Source organism: Cellulosimicrobium sp. SL-1, assembly GCF_011033075.1.
In the GTDB taxonomy this organism is placed as follows: domain Bacteria; phylum Actinomycetota; class Actinomycetes; order Actinomycetales; family Cellulomonadaceae; genus Cellulosimicrobium; species Cellulosimicrobium funkei.
Genome location: NZ_JAACJC010000006.1, coordinates 26,201 through 44,233, shown reverse-complemented (window position 1 = coordinate 44,233; position 18,033 = coordinate 26,201). Strand labels below are relative to the sequence as shown.

The 18,033-nt window shown below is 73.0% G+C and carries 19 protein-coding genes; 11 read left to right on the top strand and 8 right to left on the bottom strand.

The features are described 5' to 3' along the window. Positions 1-172 precede the first annotated feature (172 nt). Genes GWJ10_RS10475 through GWJ10_RS10465 form a run of 3 tightly spaced genes read left to right on the top strand, consistent with a single transcriptional unit; the run spans position 173 to position 1,772 of the window. Complete coding sequence (locus tag GWJ10_RS10475; RefSeq protein ID WP_009863593.1) at positions 173-541, top strand: DUF3099 domain-containing protein; 369 nt, start codon at positions 173-175, stop codon at positions 539-541. Continuing rightward, a complete protein-coding gene (locus GWJ10_RS10470; RefSeq protein ID WP_076404697.1) occupies positions 538-786 on the top strand; it encodes a hypothetical protein in 249 nt (82 codons plus the stop codon). Before GWJ10_RS10475 ends, GWJ10_RS10470 begins: the two co-directional genes overlap by 4 nt. Further along, positions 783-1,772, top strand: a complete 990-nt coding sequence (locus GWJ10_RS10465; RefSeq protein ID WP_163187324.1) for an SURF1 family protein — start codon at positions 783-785, stop codon at positions 1,770-1,772. Before GWJ10_RS10470 ends, GWJ10_RS10465 begins: the two co-directional genes overlap by 4 nt. Before the next feature lie 27 nt (positions 1,773-1,799). Here the strand turns inward: GWJ10_RS10465 and GWJ10_RS10460 are convergent, their stop codons facing one another. After that, positions 1,800-3,398 (bottom strand): ABC-F family ATP-binding cassette domain-containing protein, encoded by a 1,599-nt coding sequence (locus GWJ10_RS10460; protein WP_021481119.1) that lies wholly within the window; start codon positions 3,396-3,398, stop codon positions 1,800-1,802. 270 nt (positions 3,399-3,668) lie between these two features. On the opposite strand from GWJ10_RS10460, the gene GWJ10_RS10455 reads away from it, so the two are divergent. From GWJ10_RS10455 to GWJ10_RS10445, 3 genes are read left to right on the top strand one after another with little or no spacing between them, the layout of a single operon-like run. Next, the gene (locus GWJ10_RS10455; protein ID WP_021481118.1) at positions 3,669-4,037 is read left to right on the top strand and encodes a hypothetical protein; all 369 of its coding nucleotides are present in this window, start codon (positions 3,669-3,671) and stop codon (positions 4,035-4,037) included. Positions 4,038-4,042: 5 nt separating this feature from the next. Then, the gene (locus tag GWJ10_RS10450) at positions 4,043-4,576 is read left to right on the top strand and encodes a hypothetical protein (protein WP_163187322.1); all 534 of its coding nucleotides are present in this window, start codon (positions 4,043-4,045) and stop codon (positions 4,574-4,576) included. A 34-nt stretch (positions 4,577-4,610) separates the two neighbouring features. After that, positions 4,611-5,516 carry a neutral zinc metallopeptidase gene (locus GWJ10_RS10445; RefSeq protein WP_076404691.1) on the top strand — a complete coding sequence of 302 codons (906 nt, stop codon included), beginning with the start codon at positions 4,611-4,613 and terminating at the stop codon, positions 5,514-5,516. A gap of 19 nt (positions 5,517-5,535) precedes the next feature. Here the strand turns inward: GWJ10_RS10445 and GWJ10_RS10440 are convergent, their stop codons facing one another. Continuing rightward, a complete protein-coding gene (locus GWJ10_RS10440) occupies positions 5,536-6,669 on the bottom strand; it encodes a GNAT family N-acetyltransferase (RefSeq protein WP_163187320.1) in 1,134 nt (377 codons plus the stop codon). Between the two features lie 121 nt (positions 6,670-6,790). Here GWJ10_RS10440 and metH point away from each other — a divergent pair, with 121 nt between their 5' ends. After that, the gene (gene metH, locus GWJ10_RS10435) at positions 6,791-10,384 is read left to right on the top strand and encodes a methionine synthase (RefSeq protein WP_163187318.1); all 3,594 of its coding nucleotides are present in this window, start codon (positions 6,791-6,793) and stop codon (positions 10,382-10,384) included. Between the two features lie 47 nt (positions 10,385-10,431). Here metH and GWJ10_RS10430 read toward each other — a convergent pair whose 3' ends face one another. Then, positions 10,432-11,214: a hypothetical protein gene (locus tag GWJ10_RS10430; protein WP_163187316.1), complete on the bottom strand. Its 783-nt coding sequence runs from the start codon at positions 11,212-11,214 to the stop codon at positions 10,432-10,434. A 270-nt stretch (positions 11,215-11,484) separates the two neighbouring features. On the opposite strand from GWJ10_RS10430, the gene GWJ10_RS10425 reads away from it, so the two are divergent. The 4 genes from GWJ10_RS10425 (at position 11,485) to GWJ10_RS10410 (ending at position 13,481) form a co-directional block, all read left to right on the top strand. Beyond that, positions 11,485-11,961: a DUF2975 domain-containing protein gene (locus tag GWJ10_RS10425; RefSeq protein ID WP_083711744.1), complete on the top strand. Its 477-nt coding sequence runs from the start codon at positions 11,485-11,487 to the stop codon at positions 11,959-11,961. Then, positions 11,962-12,198 carry a helix-turn-helix transcriptional regulator gene (locus GWJ10_RS10420; RefSeq protein WP_034655601.1) on the top strand — a complete coding sequence of 79 codons (237 nt, stop codon included), beginning with the start codon at positions 11,962-11,964 and terminating at the stop codon, positions 12,196-12,198. 94 nt (positions 12,199-12,292) lie between these two features. Then, on the top strand, positions 12,293-12,931 hold the full coding sequence (locus GWJ10_RS10415; protein WP_163187652.1) for a dihydrofolate reductase family protein: 639 nt from the start codon (positions 12,293-12,295) through the stop codon (positions 12,929-12,931). A 109-nt stretch (positions 12,932-13,040) separates the two neighbouring features. Continuing rightward, entirely contained in the window at positions 13,041-13,481 is a 441-nt protein-coding gene (locus GWJ10_RS10410) for a VOC family protein (protein ID WP_163187314.1), read from the top strand. A 9-nt stretch (positions 13,482-13,490) separates the two neighbouring features. On the opposite strand, the gene GWJ10_RS10405 is transcribed toward GWJ10_RS10410, so the two are convergent. The 5 genes from GWJ10_RS10405 to GWJ10_RS10385 all read right to left on the bottom strand — a co-directional run bounded on the left by GWJ10_RS10405 (position 13,491) and on the right by GWJ10_RS10385 (position 17,829). Continuing rightward, positions 13,491-13,859 (bottom strand): DUF2200 domain-containing protein, encoded by a 369-nt coding sequence (locus GWJ10_RS10405; protein WP_163187312.1) that lies wholly within the window; start codon positions 13,857-13,859, stop codon positions 13,491-13,493. Positions 13,860-13,930: 71 nt separating this feature from the next. After that, on the bottom strand, positions 13,931-14,518 hold the full coding sequence (locus GWJ10_RS10400; protein WP_163187310.1) for a DUF6580 family putative transport protein: 588 nt from the start codon (positions 14,516-14,518) through the stop codon (positions 13,931-13,933). Then, the gene (locus GWJ10_RS10395) at positions 14,515-14,988 is read right to left on the bottom strand and encodes a DUF4430 domain-containing protein (RefSeq protein WP_163187308.1); all 474 of its coding nucleotides are present in this window, start codon (positions 14,986-14,988) and stop codon (positions 14,515-14,517) included. The genes GWJ10_RS10400 and GWJ10_RS10395 overlap by 4 nt, the downstream gene beginning before the upstream one ends. Positions 14,989-15,052: 64 nt before the next feature. Next, positions 15,053-15,697: a cation diffusion facilitator family transporter gene (locus GWJ10_RS10390; RefSeq protein WP_163187306.1), complete on the bottom strand. Its 645-nt coding sequence runs from the start codon at positions 15,695-15,697 to the stop codon at positions 15,053-15,055. A 2-nt stretch (positions 15,698-15,699) separates the two neighbouring features. Next, positions 15,700-17,829 (bottom strand): DNA topoisomerase IV subunit B, encoded by a 2,130-nt coding sequence (locus GWJ10_RS10385; protein ID WP_163187304.1) that lies wholly within the window; start codon positions 17,827-17,829, stop codon positions 15,700-15,702. Between the last annotated feature and the right edge of the window lie 204 nt (positions 17,830-18,033).

Here is an 18,033-nt window from a genome sequence, read left to right as displayed (position 1 = left end):
GGTCGGCGGCCGGGGACGGGTCCCGCACGGCCGGTGCCGGGTGGGCCCTGCCGGGCCCGGCGCGACGGCGCCGCACCGACCGTACCGTGCGCGGGCCCCGCGGTGCGCGGTGCGCCCAGGTCACACCGCTCCCCCACACTTTGTGGGGTCCCCACAAACGTAGACTGGACGGGTGACCACACGACGCGCCGCCCGGAGGTCGGCCGAGGCGGTCCCGAGCATCACCGCCGCACCGGAACCGCTCGCCGCGGACCAGGCGCGCCGGGAGCGCAAGTACCTGATCCAGATGGGCATCCGGCTCGTGTGCATCTTCGGCGCCATCCTGGCGCAGGGCAGCTGGGTGACGTGGGTCCTCGCCGTCGGCGCGGTCGTGCTGCCGTACAGCGCGGTGCTCGTCGCCAACGCGGGCCGCGACCAGGCGCACTACGACACCTCCCCCATGGAGCACCGCGCGCTGCCCACGGCCGGTGCGCCGGGGAGCCACGGCATCGGGGGCGCCGAGCCCCGCGAGCCGCACGACGACGAGGAGGACCGCCGGTGACCGACGTCCTGGGCCTCGCCGACCCTGTCGGCGAGGACGAGCTGGTGTGCAGCGCCAAGGGCTGCCGGGAGGCCGCCGCGTGGGGCCTGCTGTGGAACAACCCCAAGATCCACACGCCCGAGCGGCGCAAGGTGTGGCTCGCGTGCGACGCGCACCGGGAGCACCTGGAGACGTTCCTCGGCGCCCGCTCGTTCTGGCGCTCGACGGTGCCGGTCGACGAGCTCGAGCGCCGGGCAGCCCCGTGACGCAGGCCGCACCACCGCAGGTCCCCGCGGGCCCGACGCCGCAGCGCGCCACCGCGGACGCCCACCAGCCGCGCACCCCGCGCCAGTGGGCGACGCTCGCGGCTGGGGTCCTCGTCCTCGTCGCGCTGTGCCTCGTCGCGGGCCGCTGGCAGTGGAACCGCTACGTCTCGCGCGACGCCGAGATCGAGCGCATCGAGGCCAACTACACGTCGGACCCGGTCCCGGTGGACGACGTGCTCCCCGCCCCGGGCGCCGAGCTCGACGAGGCCGACCTCTGGCGGCCGGTGACCCTCGAGGGACGCTACGAGACGGATGCCACGGTCCTGCTGCGCAACCGCCCGGTAGGCGGCAGCCCCGGCTTCCACGTGCTCGTCCCGTTCGTGACGAACCCCACGCCGTCCGCGCCGGACGGGCTCGTCGTCGTCGTGGACCGCGGGTTCGTGCCGCTGGGGACCGACGCCGTCACGCCCGGGGACGTGCCCCCGCCCCCCGCGGGCGACGTCGAGGCGACCGTGACGCTGCGCGGCGACGAGCCGCCGTCGGGCCGGGACGCCCCCGCGGGCCAGGTGCAGGCCATCGCGACGGACCAGGTCCTCGCCGCCGGCCCGGACGGCGGCGCCTGGGCCGAGGGCCGCACGGTCGGCGCCTACGGGCAGCTGCGCACCGAGGTGCCGCCCGCGGCGCAGACCCTGGAGGCGCTGCCGAAGCCGGACACCGACCCCGGCTCGCACCTGTCGTACGCGTTCCAGTGGGCGGTGTTCGCCCTCGGCGCGGTCGCCGGCTTCTGGCTTCTCGTGCGCCGCGACCGGCGCGACGCGCGCGGGGAGGAGACCACGCTCACCGCCGGCGACCTCCTCGCGGCCCAGGACCCGGACGCCGCGCGGGCCCGGCGGGAGCCGCGCTCGCGCCGTCCGAGCGCCGAGGACGAGGAGGACGCGCTCATCGACGCGCAGCTCGGCGCCCGGCAGGGTCCCGCCCCGCGGTAGGCCCGGTCCCGGCGACGAGCGGCCCGGTCAGGCCAGCGAGACGAGCTCCGCGTACTCGTCGCTCCACAGGTCCTCGTCGCCGTCCGGCAGCAGGAGGACCCGCTCGGGCTCGAGCGCCTCGACCGCGCCGTCGTCGTGCGTGACCATGACGACCGCGCCCTCGTACGTCTTGAGCGCCCCGAGGATCTCGGCGCGCGACGCGGGGTCGAGGTTGTTCGTCGGCTCGTCGAGCAGCAGCACGTTCGCCGCCGAGACGACGAGCGTCGCGAGCGCGAGCCGCGTCTTCTCCCCGCCGGACAGCACGTTCGTCGGCTTGTCCGCGTCGTCGCCGGAGAACAGGAACGACCCGAGCACCGAGCGCACCTGCGTGTCCGTGAGGTCGGGCGCCGCGTGGCGCAGGTTCTCGACGACGGTCGCGTCCATGTCGAGCGTGTCGTGCTCCTGGGCGTAGTAGCCGATCTTCAGGCCGTGGCCCGGGTGCACCTCGCCCGTGTCCGGCTGCTCGACGCCGCCGAGGATGCGCAGGAGCGTCGTCTTGCCGGCGCCGTTGAGGCCGAGCACGACGACGCGGCTGCCGCGATCGATCGCGAGGTCGACGCCCGCGAAGACCTCCTGCGAGCCGTAGGCCTTGGACAGCCCGCTCGCGGTGAGCGGCGTGCGGCCGCACGGCGCGGGCTTCGGGAAGCGCAGCTTCGCGACCTTGTCGCTCTGGCGCTCGCCCTCGATGCCCGCGAGCATCTTCTCGGCGCGGCGCATCATCTGCTGCGCGGCCACGGCCTTGGTGGCCTTGGCGCGCATCTTCTCGCCCTGCGCGAGGAGTGCGCCCGCCTTCTTCTCGGCGTTCTGCCGCTCGCGACGACGACGGCGCTCGTCGGACTCGCGCTGCGCGAGGTAGGCGTCCCAGCCGAGGTTGTACTGGTCGAGCTCGCCGCGGTTGGCGTCCAGGTGGAACACCTTGTTCACCGTCGCGCGCAGCAGCTCGACGTCGTGCGAGATCACGACGAAGCCGCCGCTGTACGACTTGAGGTAGTCGCGCAGCCAGACGATCGAGTCGGCGTCGAGGTGGTTCGTCGGCTCGTCGAGGAGCAGCGTCTCGACGCCGGAGAAAAGGATGCGCGCGAGCTCGATGCGGCGGCGCTGCCCGCCGGACAGCGTGCTCAGCGGCTGGCCGAGCACGCGGTCGTCGAGACCGAGGTTGCTCGTGATGCGGTGCGCCTCGCTCTCGGCCGCGTATCCGCCGGCCGCGAGGAACCGCGCCTCGAGCTTGGGGTAGCGCTCCATCGCGGCCTCGTGCGTCTCCGCGTCCGCGCTCGCCATCGCGCCCTCGGTCTCGCGCATCTGGCGCACGATCCTGTCGAGGTTGCGTGCCGAGAGGACCCGGTCGAGCGCGATGACCTCGAGGTCGCCCGTGCGCGGGTCCTGGGGCAGGTAGCCGATGTCGTTGCCGCGCGTGATCTTCCCCGCCGTGGGCTGGGTCTCGCCCGCGAGGGTCTTGGTCAGGGTCGTCTTGCCGGCGCCGTTGCGGCCGACGAGGCCGATCCGGTCGCCCGCGGCGATCTGGAACGTCGCCTCGTGCAGCAGGACGCGGGCGCCGACGCGCAGCTCGACGCCGTGGGCGGTGATCACGTGCAGGTCCTCTCCGAAGGGTGACCCCGGTGGATCCAGCCTGGTGGGGCGATCCGATCGACGGGGCCCGACGATTCTACGGGCCGTGCGCCCGCTCCCGCGCGGCCTTTCTCTCGGCGGCCCTCCGGACCGTCCCACGACCGTCCCACGACCGTCCCACGACCGTCCCACGCACAGGGAACAGAACGGGACAATCAGCCCATCGTGCTAGCCTCCGGACGTCCCGGACCGTCGAGGAGATGGCGGGGGGACCCGAGCAAGGAGAGCACGTTGAGCAACGCCGAAGCAGCACTGAGCAAGGTCCTCGAGCTGGATGGGGCGATCGCGATCGCGGTCGTCGACTACAGCAGCGGCCTGGCCCTGGTCCAGAAGCAGGCCGCCCCGTTCGACCTCGAGCTCGCCGCGGCGGCGAACACCGAGGTCATCCGCGCGAAGCTCCGGGCGATCGAGCAGCTCGGGCTCGAGGACGGCATCGAGGACATCCTCATCACGCTCGGCCGCCAGTACCACCTCATCCGCCTGTCGCAGCGCGAGAGCCTGCGGGGCACCTTCTCCTACCTCGTGCTCGAGCGCGGACGGGCGAACCTCGCGCTCGCGCGCCGCGGGCTGGCCCAGCTCGACGAGTCGCTGTCGCTCTGACGCCCGTGGTCGCGGACGCCCTCGACCAGCGCGGGCGGGTCGCCCCCCGCAGCGTGGTGGACGTGCTGCGGGGCATCGACGACGCCCTCGACCACGAGGCGCACGTGCTCGCGCTCGGTCCCGGTGGCCGGATCCTCGGCAGCGCCGGCCCCTCCCCCGGCCCGGTCGTCGAGGTGGCGCGGGCCGTCGCCGCAGCCCTCACCCAGGGCCCGGCCGTCCCGGGCAGCTCCGCGCGCTGCATCCTCAACACCGCCGAGGCGTGCGTCTTCGTCTACCTGCTGGGGCAGGACCTGTCGGTCATCCTCGTGGGCCCGACGGACTGGAACATCGCCCTCACGGGCCGTCGCGTCGAGCGGTTCCTCGTCGACTTCGTCGACACCTACCTGGCCGAGACCGTCGCCGAGACACCCGGCGACGACCCCGGCACGCTGCCGCGTCGCGAGCCGCCGGCGCCCGTCGTCGGGCCCGGCGAGCGGCACGAGCACCGCGGCGACCACGACCTGCTCGCACGGGTGCTGCGCGCACTGGTCCGTTTCTGAGGCCTGCGGCCGCGCCCGGCGGTAGCGTTCCCCTGTGACATTCCAGGAAGGCGGATCGTTCGAGGGCGGACGCGTCCGCAAGGGTGGCGGCCGCGGGCGCGGCCCGTTGATCGCGGGCGGCGGGATCGGCGCGGTGCTCGTCGCGCTGCTCATCGCGTTCGTCGGCAACCAGACGGGAGTCGACCTCAGCGCGCTGACCGGAGGCGACGGGTCCGACTCCGGCGCGTACGGCGACGGCCAGCAGGAGTACATCGACACGTGCACCGCCGAGCAGGCGAACACGACGCGCGAGTGCCGGCTCAACGGCACCGTCCAGTCGCTCGACGCCTACTGGACCGAGGCCCTCCCTCAGCAGGCCGGCGTCGAGTACGCGCTGCCCGAGGTCGTGAGCTTCACCGGGCAGGTCTCGACGGGGTGCGGCGCCGCGACGAGCGCCGTCGGGCCGTTCTACTGCCCGCCCGACCAGACGGTGTACATCGACCTCGGCTTCTACGACGACCTGACGAACCGCTTCGGCGCGAACGACGGCGGGCTCGCGGAGATGTACGTCGTCGCGCACGAGTTCGGGCACCACATCGAGCAGCTGACCGGCGCCATGGACTCGGCGGACCGGCAGGGCACGGGCCCGGAGTCCGACTCCGTACGCATCGAGCTCATGGCCGACTGCCTCGCCGGCATGTGGGCGGGCCACGCCGCGACCACCGTCGACCCGGACACCGGTGTGACCTTTCTGGCACCGATCACCGAGCAGGAGCTGAACGACGCGCTGTCGGCGGCGTCCGCCGTCGGCGACGACCGCATCCAGGAGGCCGCGACCGGCCAGGTGAACCCCGAGGGCTGGACCCACGGGTCGAGCGAGCAGCGCCAGCGCTGGTTCACGACCGGCTACGAGGGCGGCACCCTCCAGGACTGCGACGCGCTCTCCGCCTCGTCGCTGTGACCGCTCCCGCCGAGGTCGCTCAGAGCTCGATCGAGTACATGCGCGAGCCGGTGACCTTCTCGTAGCCGAGGCTCGCGTAGAGGCCGTGCGCGCCGGACGGGTTCTCCGTGTCGACGTCGAGCGCGGCGTACTGCATGCCGTCCGCCGCGAACGCGCGCATCGCGGCCGCGAGCGCCGCGACGGCGACGCGGCGCCCCCGGTACGCGCGCCGGACGCCGAGGAGCTCGGTGTATCCGAACGTGTACCCCCGCACGGGGAAGTCCTCGTCGTACCGGCCCGCCATCTCGTAGCCGACGACGAGCGGCTCGCCGGCGCGCAGCGCGGCAGCGGTCTCGGGGTCGGTGGCCGGGTCGGCGAGGAGCGCGTCGACGTCGGGCGCGTCGTCGACCACGAGGAACGACCACTGGGGCGCGAACTCGCTGCGCCCGTGCGTCCACGCCTCGGCGGTGCGGGGCTCGCTCCCCCAGTGGTCGCGGAAGGCGTCGTTGTGCGCGAGGCGCGTCGCCTCGTCGAGCTCGGCGGACCACGGGACGACGCGCAGGGAACCGTCGAGCGGGATGTCGGGCACCGGGGCCGCGAGGTCGCGACGCAGGTCGGAGTAGAAGCGGCGGGCGACGAACCCGAACCGCGCGTAGAGCCGCGCCTTCTCAGGCGGGTCGGTGTCCTCCCCGAAGACGGCGAGCCGCGCGGGCAGCTCCTTGCCGCTCGTGGCGAGCACCTGCCGGGCGCGGGCCACCTGCCAGGCGAGCACCTCGCGTCCGATCCCGCGCCCCCGGTGGGTCGGGTGGACGCCGCCGCCGAGGAACGCCCGCACGGTGCGCGCGTCCCCCGGGTTGGTGTCGACCATCCCGTAGGCGCGCAGCGTCCCGTCGGTGTCGACGCCGACGATCGAGTCGGCCGCGACGTCGCGCCACGGCGCGGTGAAGATCTCCTCGATCTCCGCGAGCGTCTCGCGGTACGGCTCGTCGTCCACCTCCGCGATGTCGTTGCGCAGGGTGAGCAGGGCCGGCGCGTCGGCGGGCGTGGCGGGGCGCCACGTGAGCCCGCCCGCGGTCACCGGCGGCAGGGTTGAGGGGGCGGCGGCGCGCTCGGCGATCGGGGCGAGCGTCGAGGGCGCCGCCTCGGCGCGGTCGGTCGTCGAGGGAGAGGACATGGCGACCACGGTAGGGGCGCCCGCGCCGTCGGGCACGTGCTTTTCCCAGGACGTCCGCGCGACGCGTCGGCCCGCTGAGACGGCTCCCCGTGCCGTGCCGCACGCGATCTACGCTGCGAGCATGCCGACCGTCGTTCCTCAGGACCTCGCCGACGCCCGCTCCCGGGCCCTCGCGGAGGCGCTGCGCACGCGCGTCGTCGTCGCGGACGGCGCGATGGGCACGATGATCCAGGAGCAGGACCCGACGCTCGAGGACTACCAGGGGCTCGAGGGCTGCAACGAGATCCTCAACGTCTCGCGACCTGACATCATCGCCGCGGTGCACGACGCGTACCTCGAGGTCGGGGTGGACGCGATCGAGACGAACACGTTCGGCGCCAACTGGTCCAACCTGTCGGACTACGACATCGACGACCGGATCCGCGAGCTCGCCGCCGCCGGGGCGCGGATCGCGCGCGAGCGCGCGGACGCCCACGCGACCGCCGACCACCCGCGCTGGGTGCTCGGTTCGATGGGTCCCGGGACCAAGCTGCCGAGCCTCGGGCACACGACGTACGCGCACCTGCGCGACACGTTCGCCGAGCAGGCCGCGGGTCTGCTGGAGGGCGGGGTCGACGCGATCCTCGTCGAGACGAGCCAGGACCTGCTCCAGGCGAAGGCCGCGGTGACGGGGTCGCGGAACGCGATGCGCGACGTCGGGCGCGAGGTGCCCGTGATCGTCCAGGTGACGGTCGAGACCACGGGCACGATGCTCATGGGCTCCGAGATCGGGGCCGCGCTGACCACGCTCCAAGCGCTCGGCGTCGACGCGATCGGTCTCAACTGCGCGACCGGCCCGGCCGAGATGAGCGAGCACCTGCGGCACCTGTCGCGGCACGCGGAGATCCCCGTGACGTGCATGCCCAACGCGGGCCTGCCGGTGCTCGGCCCGAACGGGGCGACGTACCCGCTGACGCCGGACGAGCTCGCGGCGGCGCACACCCAGTTCGTCACCGAGTTCGGCCTGGGCCTCGTGGGCGGCTGCTGCGGCACGACGCCCGAGCACCTGCGCCGCGTCGTCGAGGCAGTGCGCGCGCGGCCCGTCGTCGAGCGCCACCCGGAGCGCGAGAACGGCGTCGCGAGCCTGTACTCGCACACGGACCTGCACCAGGACGCGTCGTTCCTCGCCATCGGCGAGCGCACGAACGCGAACGGGTCGAAGGCGTTCCGCGAGGCGATGCTCGCGGAGAACTGGGACGAGTGCGTCGAGATCGCGCGGGCGCAGACGCGCGACGGCGCGCACCTGCTCGACGTGTGCATCGACTATGTGGGGCGCGACGGCGTCGCGGACGTGCAGCAGGTCGTCTCGCGCCTCGCGAGCGCGTCGACGCTCCCGCTCGTCATCGACTCGACGGAGCCCGAGGTCATCGCGGCGGGCCTCGAGCTCGTGGGCGGGCGCGCCGTCGTGAACTCGGTGAACTTCGAGGACGGCGACGGGCCGACGTCGCGGTTCGCGCGGATCATGCCGCACGTCGTCGAGCACGGGGCGGCCGTGGTCGCGCTGACGATCGACGAAGAGGGCCAGGCGCGCACCGCGTCGGGCAAGGTGGGGATCGCCACGCGGCTCGTCGAGACGCTCACGCGCGACTGGGGCCTGCGGGTCGACGACATCATCGTCGACGCCTTGACCTTCCCCATCGCCACCGGCCAGGAGGAGACGCGGCGCGACGCGATCGAGACGATCGAGGCGATCCGCGAGATCACGCGTCGCTACCCCGGCATCCACACGACGCTCGGGGTGTCGAACGTGTCGTTCGGCCTCAACCCCGCCGCGCGCACCGTGCTCAACTCGGTCTTCCTCCACGAGGCGGTCGAGGCGGGGCTGGACTCCGCGATCGTGCACGCCGCGAAGATCCTCCCCCTCGCGCAGATCCCCGCCGAGCAGCGCGAGGCCGCGCTCGACCTCGTGTGGGACCGGCGGCGGTACGACGACGAGGGGAACCTCGTGCACGACCCGCTCGCCCGGCTGCTCGAGCTGTTCGACGGCGTGGACTCGGCGGCGCTCAAGGACCAGCGCGCGGCGGAGCTCGCGGCGCTGCCCGTCGGCGAGCGACTCGAGCGGCGGATCGTCGACGGCGCGCGCAAGGGTCTCGAGGAGGACCTCGACGCGGCGATGGCGTCCGGGATCAAGGCGCTCGAGATCGTCAACGACCACCTGCTCGAGGGCATGAAGGTCGTGGGCGACCTGTTCGGCCGCGGCGAGATGCAGCTCCCGTTCGTGCTGCAGTCCGCCGAGGTCATGAAGACGGCGGTCGCCTACCTCGAGCCGCACATGGAGAAGATCGAGGGCTCGAGCGGGTCCAAGGGCACGATCGTGCTCGCGACCGTGCGCGGCGACGTGCACGACATCGGCAAGAACCTCGTCGACATCATCCTCACCAACAACGGCTACACGGTCGTCAACATCGGTATCAAGCAGCCGATCTCCGCGATGATCGAGGCCGCCGAGGAGCACGACGCCGACGTCATCGGCATGTCCGGGCTGCTCGTGAAGTCCACCGTCGTGATGAAGGAGAACCTCGCGGAGCTCACGTCGCGCGGGCTCGCCGGCCGCTGGCCGGTCCTGCTCGGTGGCGCGGCGCTCACGCGCACCTACGTCGAGGACGACCTCGCGGGCCAGTTCCCGGGCGTCGTCCGGTACGCGCGCGACGCGTTCGAGGGCCTGCGTCTCATGGAGCCGCTCGTGCGCGTCGCGCGCGGCGAGTCGCCTGACGCCGTCGGGCTGCCCGCGCTGAAGAAGCGGCGGCACGCCGTGGTCACCGTGACCGAGACGCCCGTCGAGGACCTGCCCGCGCGGTCCGACGTCGCGGCAGACAACCCGGTGCCCGCTCCCCCGTTCTGGGGCACGCGCCTCGTCAAGGGCGTCCAGCTCGCCGAGTACGCGGCGTTCCTCGACGAGCGCGCGACGTTCATGGGCCAGTGGGGGCTCAAGCCCGGCCGAGGCGACGACGGAGCGTCGTACGAAGAGCTTGTCGAGACCGAAGGGCGCCCGCGCCTCAACGCCTGGTACGAGCGGATCCGCACCGAGGGCGTCGTCGACCCGTCGGTCGTGTACGGGTACTTCCCGGTGTGGTCGGAGGGCGACGACGTCGTCGTCGCGCACCACGGCGCCGGGCTCGCGGGCATCGGCGCGCCCGACGGCGGGGCGGGCGGCGAGCCCGGGACGGAGCGGCTGCGCTTCACGTTCCCGCGCCAGCGCCGCGACCGGCACCTGTGCCTCGCCGACTTCGTCAAGCCGCGGTCGTGGGTCGAGGAGACCGGCCGGTACGACGTGCTGCCCGTCCAGCTCGTCACCATGGGCGCGAGCGTCGACCAGCACACCGCGAAGCTGTTCGCCGGGAACCACTACCGCGAGTACATGGAGCTCCACGGACTGTCGGTGCAGCTCACCGAAGCGCTGGCCGAGATGTGGCACTCGCGCGTGCGCGCCGAGCTCGGGTTCGCCGACGAGGACCCGACCGAGGTCGAGGGCATGTTCAAGCTCGAGTACCGCGGCGCCCGCTTCTCGCTCGGCTACCCGGCGTGCCCGGACATGGAGGACCGCACGAAGGTCGTCGAGCTCCTGCGGCCCGAGCGGGTGGGTGTCGAGCTCTCCGCGGAGCTCCAGCTCCACCCGGAGCAGTCGACCGATTGCTTCGTGTTCCATCACCCCGAGGCCAAGTACTTCAGCGTCTGACGATCGCCAGCCGCGGGGCGTCCTGCCGGGGCGAGCGGGGAGCAGCGTCAGGACCACGTCCACGTGCCCGTGACCTGCTCGATGAGCTCGTCGCCGTTGTCGTACGGGGTGACGATCGCGATCACGAAGAACTGGACCTCGTCCGTGCCCGACGCGAACCGCTCGGGTGCGAAGGCGGTGATGAAGGCCTTCGTCCGCGTCTCCTCGAAGCTCCCCTCGACCCGGGTGATGTTCGCCGGAACGCCGTCGAGGGTGGTCGCCTCGTGCAGGCTGAGGATGCTGCCGTTCTCCGCGAAGTACGAGTCCGCGAGGAGGTCGACCGCTCCCCCGAGATCGGTCCCGACCCCCCACGCCTCGGACGTCGCGACCCGCACCGGTTCGACCGACACCTGCCCGTAGACCGCCCCGACACCCGTGGGCACCACCACCCCGTCGACGACCTCGCCCCAGAGCTCGAGGGCACCGTGACAGTGTTCCTCCTGGTCCGAGGCGACGTTGTTCACGAACGCCTCCGGGCCCTCGTAGGACCAGCAGGGCGTCCGCACCGGCTGGCCCGACACGATCGCGTACTCGGCCCCGGAGGGGGTCGCCGGCTCGCCCTCGCTCCGGGACGTCGCCGCCGCCGCAGGAGTCGCGCCGTCGTCGGTCTCGGCGAAGGGCAGCGCGCAGCCGGGGACGACCGTGAGGACGACGGCGACCCCGAGTCCCGAGAGCAGGCGACCGACGGCGGCTCTCCGACGGGTGGCGAGGCGAGCACGGGGACGGTGCCCCGTGCGAGGGACCGCGGTCGTTCGCTCGTGCTGGCTCGTGCGCTCGCGCTGGTCGCGCATGATGATCCTCCTGGTCGTGGTCTCCTGGACCGGACGCTAGACGCCACGACGGCAAGGGCCCCGGTTATCCACAGGCCAGGATCCGCAACATCTCGGGACGCCACGCCGTGGCTCGGCTCATCGACCGTTTCGCGGACGAGAGAGCCTCCGCGGCCGACGCCGCCGGCGGACGGGTACAGCGGATACCGCCCGGCCGCGCGCTTCCCCCTTCGCGCCACGGGTCGCGCCTCGGTCGTTGACAGAGCCGTTGCATCTATCGACAATCGATAGATGAGACCTGCCCTCGTCGCGTGCACACGAGCACTCCTCGTCCTCGTGGCCCTCGGCACCGCGCTGTCGATGTTCCTCGCCCCCCTCCTCGCGGCCGAGGTCGGGGCGCAGCACCCGGAGGTCCGCGGCCTCGTGGTCCCGTACTCCGTGCTGGCCGTGCTGGCGTTGCTCGCGGTCGAGGTCGCCCTCGTGGCGGTGTGGCGCCTGCTCGGCCTCGCCGCCCGCGACGAGGTGTTCGACCCGCGCGCGCTGCGCTCGGTCACCGTGGTGATCGGGTGCGTGGTCACGGTCGCGACCCTCGCCGCGACGGTGTTCGGTCACCTGACCTTCGGGGCGCAGCTCGGTGGGCCGCTCGTGCTCCTCGGCCTCCTCGGCTCGCTCGTGGGCGGGGGCGCGCTGGCCCTGCTCGTCGTGGTGCTGCGCGCGCTGCTCCGCACCGCGACCGCCGACCGGCGCGAGCTGGCCGCGGTGATCTAGGTGCCGATCGTCATCGACCTCGACGTCCTCCTGGCGCGGAGGCAGATGTCCGTCGGCGACTTCGCCGCCGCGGTCGGCATCACGCCGGCGAACGTCGCCGTCCTGAAGAACGGGCGTGCGAAGGCCGTGCGCTTCTCGACGCTGGACGCCGTCTGCCGCGTCCTCGGGTGCCAGCCCGGAGACGTCCTGCGGTGGGTCCCGGACGAGCCCGACGACGCGGGACCGCCCGCCACCTGACCCGCCCGGTCGCCGCGTCGATGAGTTCGGCGACCGGACGACGTCTTACCCGTGACCGAGACCACGACGCCGCGGGAGCCGAGCCAGGGGAAGCATCGAGATCGAGCTGTTCACGACCCTCGACCTCGTCGGGCAGGCGCCCGGCGGGCCGGAGGAGGACCCGGAGGGCGGGTTCGCGTTCGGCGGCTGGCAGGCGCCGCTGCTCGACGACGTCGCGGGCGAGCAGATCGCCGCGGCGTACGAGGGCACGGACGCGCTGCTGCTCGGGCGCCGCACGTACGACATCTTCGCGGCGTACTGGCCGTTCCAGGAGGGCGGGCAGGACGACGACTTCGCGGCCCTGTTCAACCGCATCCCCAAGTACGTGGCGTCGCGCGGCACGCCGGACCTGTCGTGGGCCGGGTCGACGCTGCTCGGCCCGGACCTGCCCGGCGCGGTGCGCGAGGTGCGCGACCGGCACGAGCACGTCAAGGTCGTGGGCAGCCTCGACCTGGTGCAGACGCTGCTGCACGAGAGGCTGTTCGACCGCCTCGACCTGTGGGTGCACCCCATCGTGCTCGGCACGGGCAAGACCGTGTTCGACGGCGGCGCCGTCCCCACCAACCTCACCCTCCTCGAGCCTCCCGCGCCGAGCCCGACGGGCACGGTCCTGCTGCGCTACGGCCTCGCGGACGGCGCGCCCGGGACGGGCGACATGAGCGAGCCGGGACGCGGCGTCGGGCAGGACGCCTGATCCACGAGAGCGCCACCAGGCACGAGAGCCGTCGGCGCCGACGGTTCGGAGCCGTGCACCTCTATCCCACGAGTCCGCACCCACGATCCCGAACTCAGGAGGCCCGCCCATGACGATCCAGCGCCTCGACAACGTGGCCGTCGTCGTCGACGACCTCGACGCGGCCGTCGCGTTCTTCGCCGAGCTCGGGATGGAGCTCGAGAACCGGACGACGATCGAGGGGCGGTGGGCCGAGCGCGTCGTCGGGCTCGACGACCTCCGCTCGGAGATCGCGATGATGCGCGTCCCCGGCGGCCCCGGGCGGCTGGAGCTCACGCGGTACCACGCGCCAGCACCGCTCGACCTGGGGCTCGGCACCGCCCCGCCCAACGTGCTCGGTCTGCACCGCGTGATGTTCGCCGTGGACGACCTCGACGACACCGTCGAGCGCCTCGCCCGCCACGGCGGGGCCGTGCTGCGGGAGATCGTGCGCTTCGAGGACGCGTACCGGCTCTGCTACCTGCGAGGGCCCGGCGGCATCATCGTCGGGCTCGCGGAAGAGCTCGGGTGAGGCGCGCCGCTAGGAGGCGGTGGCCGCCTCGCCGCGCAGGATCGACGCCATCTTCTTGCCGCGCGCGACCTCGTCGACGAGCTTGTCGAGGTACCGGATCTTCTGCATCAGCGGGTCCTCGATGTCCTCGACGCGGACGCCGCAGATCACCCCGGTGATGAGCGAGGCGTTCGGGTTCCACGCGGGGGCCCGGTCGAAGAACTCCTCGAGCGTGATCTCGTCGGCGATCGCCTGCGCCAGGCCGTCGTCGTCGTAGCCGGTGAGCCAGCCGATGACCTGATCGATCTCGTCCGTCGTGCGCCCCTTGCGCTCCACCTTGGTCACGTAGAGCGGGTAGATGCTCGCGAAGCTCGTCCCGAAGATCCGGTGTCCCGCCATGGATGGCCTCCTCCTGCCCCGGCTGCGCCCGTCATCGGCTCGGCGCGCGCGGCCGTCCGGCACGAACCACGCTACCGCGCGGCGGGGACGGCGCGGGCGCCGACCATCCCGTGCGACGCCTCGAGCCGGTCCACGAGCAGCGTCCCGGCCGCGACCAGCGGCACGAGCACGAGGCTGCCGAGCAGCATGGTGCGCAGGAACGGCAGACCCGCGACGTAGCTCGCGACGAGCCCGTCCGCTCCGGCGGGGTACCAGACGCCGCGGCCCTGCAGCCAGACGCCGAAGTTCGTCCACGCGAAGAACCACAGCGAGCCCGCGACGCCGAACGCCGCGCCCGCGCCGACGCGGCGCCACCCGGTCGTGTTCCGCGCGAGCAGCGAGCCCAGCCCGACGACGAGCCACGCGCTCCACGTGAACAACGCGATCGCCGTGTTGCCGAGCACGACGTCGGACACGACCGTCACCGCGAGCGGCACGACGAACGCCCACCGCGAGCGCAGCAGGAGCGTCGCCGCGAACGTCGCCGCGGTGACGAGCTCGAGGTTCGGGGGTGCGCCGAGGTCGGCGCGCACGAGCCGCCACACGACGGCGAGCGCCGCGAGCGTGACGACGAGCGCGGGGCGCCACCAGCGCAGCGCCGTGCTCTCCGAGCGCGTCACGAGGTGAACGTCTCGAGCTTCCACGTGATCTCGTCCCCGTCCTTCGTCTCGAGGGAGCCTGCACCCACGGTAGCCATCTCGTCGTTCACGTACAGGGCCCAGAACTCGCTGTCCGGATCGGCGGCGACGCCGTCGATCGCCGTGACGAACGCGTTCTCGCCCTCACCGGTCACCTGGGCGGACGGGTCCGCCTCGAGGAGCAGGTCGAGGGCCGTCGCGCCCGCGCGCCCCTCGTAGGAGAGCTCGGGCGCGTCCTCGCCGTCGCCGGACTCGTCGTCGGGCGCCTCGTCCGTCGCGTCGTCGGCCGGGGCGCTCGACTCCTCGCCCGCGGTCGCCGTGGAGGTCGACGTGGTGTCGGCGGCGGGCTCGTCGGCGGACGAGCACCCGGCCAGCAGGCCCGCGGTGAGCAGGACGGCGGTCAGGGCGGTGAGCGGGCGCGCGGACGCGGCGCGGAGCGTTCGGAGGGTCACGTCGCCAGCGTACGGAGCGCCGGCCGGCTCGCGCCGGGTCGCCCGCCTGTCGGACGACGGCCCCTCACCCGATCTCCTCGCCCGCGACGGCCTTGGCCGCCAGCCGCTCCTCCTCGCTGACCTCCCACACCTCGTACGCGGAGTGGCCCGCGAGGAGGATGATCCCGCAGCCCAGGACAAGGTCCGGCCAGCCGGACCCGGTCCACGCGGTCACGAGCCCCATCGCGATGACGGCGACGTTGACGAGCACGTCGTTGCGGGCCGACAGGAACGCGGCGCGGCTCAGCGACCCGCCGTGGTGGCGGACGCGGACGAGGAGCCACGCGCACACGCCGTTGACCACGACCGCGCCGAGCGAGGCGAGGACGATCGGCAGCACCTCGGGAGCAGGCGGGTCACCGAACCGGCGCACGACCTCCCACGCCGCGAACAGCGCGGGGACGAGGATGAGCAGGGCCAGCGCCTTGCCCAGGACCGCGCGCCGCGCGAGCGGGAAGCCCAGCGCGACGGCGATGAGCAGGTTGATCGCGGTGTCCTCGAGGAAGTCCACGCTGTCGGCGAGCAGCGAGACCGAACCCGCCGCGAGCGCGACGGTGAGCTCGACGACGAAGTACGCGAGGTTGAGCCCCGCGACCAGCAGGACGGTCCGCCGTAGCAGGCGGACCAGGTCAGGGTGGCCCGCCAGTGGCGCGTCCTGCCCGGCGGACATCGTCAGACGTCGATGCGGGCGTGGTCCAGCTCAGCTGCGCCGGCGACGATGAACTCCTTGCGCGGCGCGACGTCGCTGCCCATGAGCAGCTCGAACACGCGCTCCGCCGCCTCGGCGTGCTCGGCCGTGACGCGGCGCAGGGTGCGGTGACGCGGGTCCATCGTCGTCTCGGCGAGCTGGTCGGCGTCCATCTCCCCCAGGCCCTTGTACCGCTGGATGTCGTCCTTGTAGCGGCGGCCCGCCTTGTCGAGCTTCTTGAGCGTCGCGGCGAGCTCGGCCTCGGAGTACGTGTAGATGTACTCGTTCTTGCGGCGCCCGGCACCGATGACCTCGATGCGGTGCAGCGGCGGCACGGCCGCGAAGACGCGCCCCGCCTCGACGAGCGGCTTCATGTACCGGTAGAAGAGCGTGAGCAGGAGGGTGCGGATGTGGGCGCCGTCGACGTCGGCGTCCGTCATGAGCACGATCTTGCCGTAGCGCGCGGCCTCGAGGTCGAACGACCGCCCCGACCCGGCGCCGAGCACCTGGATGATCGCGGTGCACTCGGCGTTGCGCAGCATGTCGCTCACGGACGCCTTCTGCACGTTGAGGATCTTGCCGCGGATGGGCAGCAGCGCCTGGAAGTCGGAGCTGCGCGCGAGGCGCGCGGTGCCGAGCGCGCTGTCGCCCTCGACGATGAACAGCTCGCTGCGCTCGACGTCGTCGCTGCGGCAGTCGACGAGCTTGGCCGGGAGGGACGACGTCTCGAGCGCGTTCTTGCGCCGCGAGATCTCCTTCTGCTTGCGCGCCGTGATGCGCGCGCGCATCTCGGCGACGACCTTGTCGAGCAGCAGCGCGGCCTGCGTCTTCTCGTCGCGCTTGGTGGAGGTGAGGAGGGCGTTCAGCTCCTTCTCGACGACGCGCGCCACGATGCCCCGCACCGGCGCCGTGCCGAGGACCTCCTTCGTCTGTCCCTCGAACTGCGGCTCGGCGAGGCGCACGGTGACGACGGCCGTCAGGCCGGCGAGCACGTCGTCCTTCTCGATGCGCTCGGACGCGTCCTTCGTCGACACCTTGAGGCGGCGCGCGTTCGTCTCGACCGCCTTGCGCAGCACCTTGAGCAGGCCCTGCTCGAAGCCGCCGAGGTGGGAACCGCCCTTGGGCGTGGCGATGATGTTGACGAAGCTGCGGACCTCGGTCTCGTAGCCGGTGCCCCAGCGCAGCGCGACGTCGACCTCGCAGTCGCGCTGCACCGCCTGCGGGGTCATGTGACCGCGGTCGTCGAGCACCGGGACGGTCTCCGTGAACGAGCCCGAGCCCGTGAGGCGCCACGTCGCGGTGACGGGGGTGTCCGGCGCGAGGAAGTCGACGAAGTCGACCGACCCGCCCGTGTGCACGAACGTCTCCTCGTGCGGCCCGGACTCCCCCGGCGTCCCGGGCACGCCGCGCTCGTCGCGCACCGTGATCTCGAGACCGGGGACGAGGAACGTCGTCTGCCGCACGCGCGTGACGAGCTCGTCGTAGGAGAAGACGGCCGTCTTGAGGAAGATCTGGCGGTCCGCCCAGTAGCGGACGCGCGTGCCGGTGACGCCGCGCTTCGTCTTCCCGACGACCGCGAGCTCGGACCCGGACACGAACGGCTCGAACGGGGCGTCCGGCGTCGGGCCGGTCTTCGGGTCGCTGAACACGCCCGGCTCGCCGCGGTGGAAGGTCATGCGGTGCGTCTCGCCGCCGCGGTCGACCTCGACGTCGAGACGCGAGGACAGCGCGTTGACGACGGACGCGCCGACACCGTGCAGGCCGCCCGACGCGGTGTACGACCCGCCGCCGAACTTGCCGCCCGCGTGGAGCTTGGTGAACACGACCTCGACGCCGGACAGGCCCGTCTTCGGCTCGATGTCCACGGGGATGCCGCGGCCGTCGTCCTCGACCGTCACGGAGGTGTCGGCGTGCAGCACGACCCGGATCTTCGAGCAGTTGCCCGCGAGCGCCTCGTCGACCGAGTTGTCGATGATCTCCCAGAGGCAGTGCATGAGACCGCGCGAGTCGGTCGTGCCGATGTACATGCCCGGTCGCTTGCGCACGGCCTCGAGGCCCTCGAGCACGGACAGGTGCCGAGCGGTGTAGCTGGACTCAGCGGAGGTGGTCGTCACGGCGGCAAGCCTAGACGAGGGCGCCCACACCCCGGTGCTGCCCCGCCGCGCCGCCGCGGACGCCGCGCGATCCGGCGGGATGCGGCGGGATGCGGCGGGATGCGGCGAGATGCCGGCGGGAGGCCACGGCGCGGGTGAGCGCGCTTCGCGGGTAGCGAACCCGGCGCTCCCCCGGGACGAAACCTCAGGAGGGGATGGTTTGAT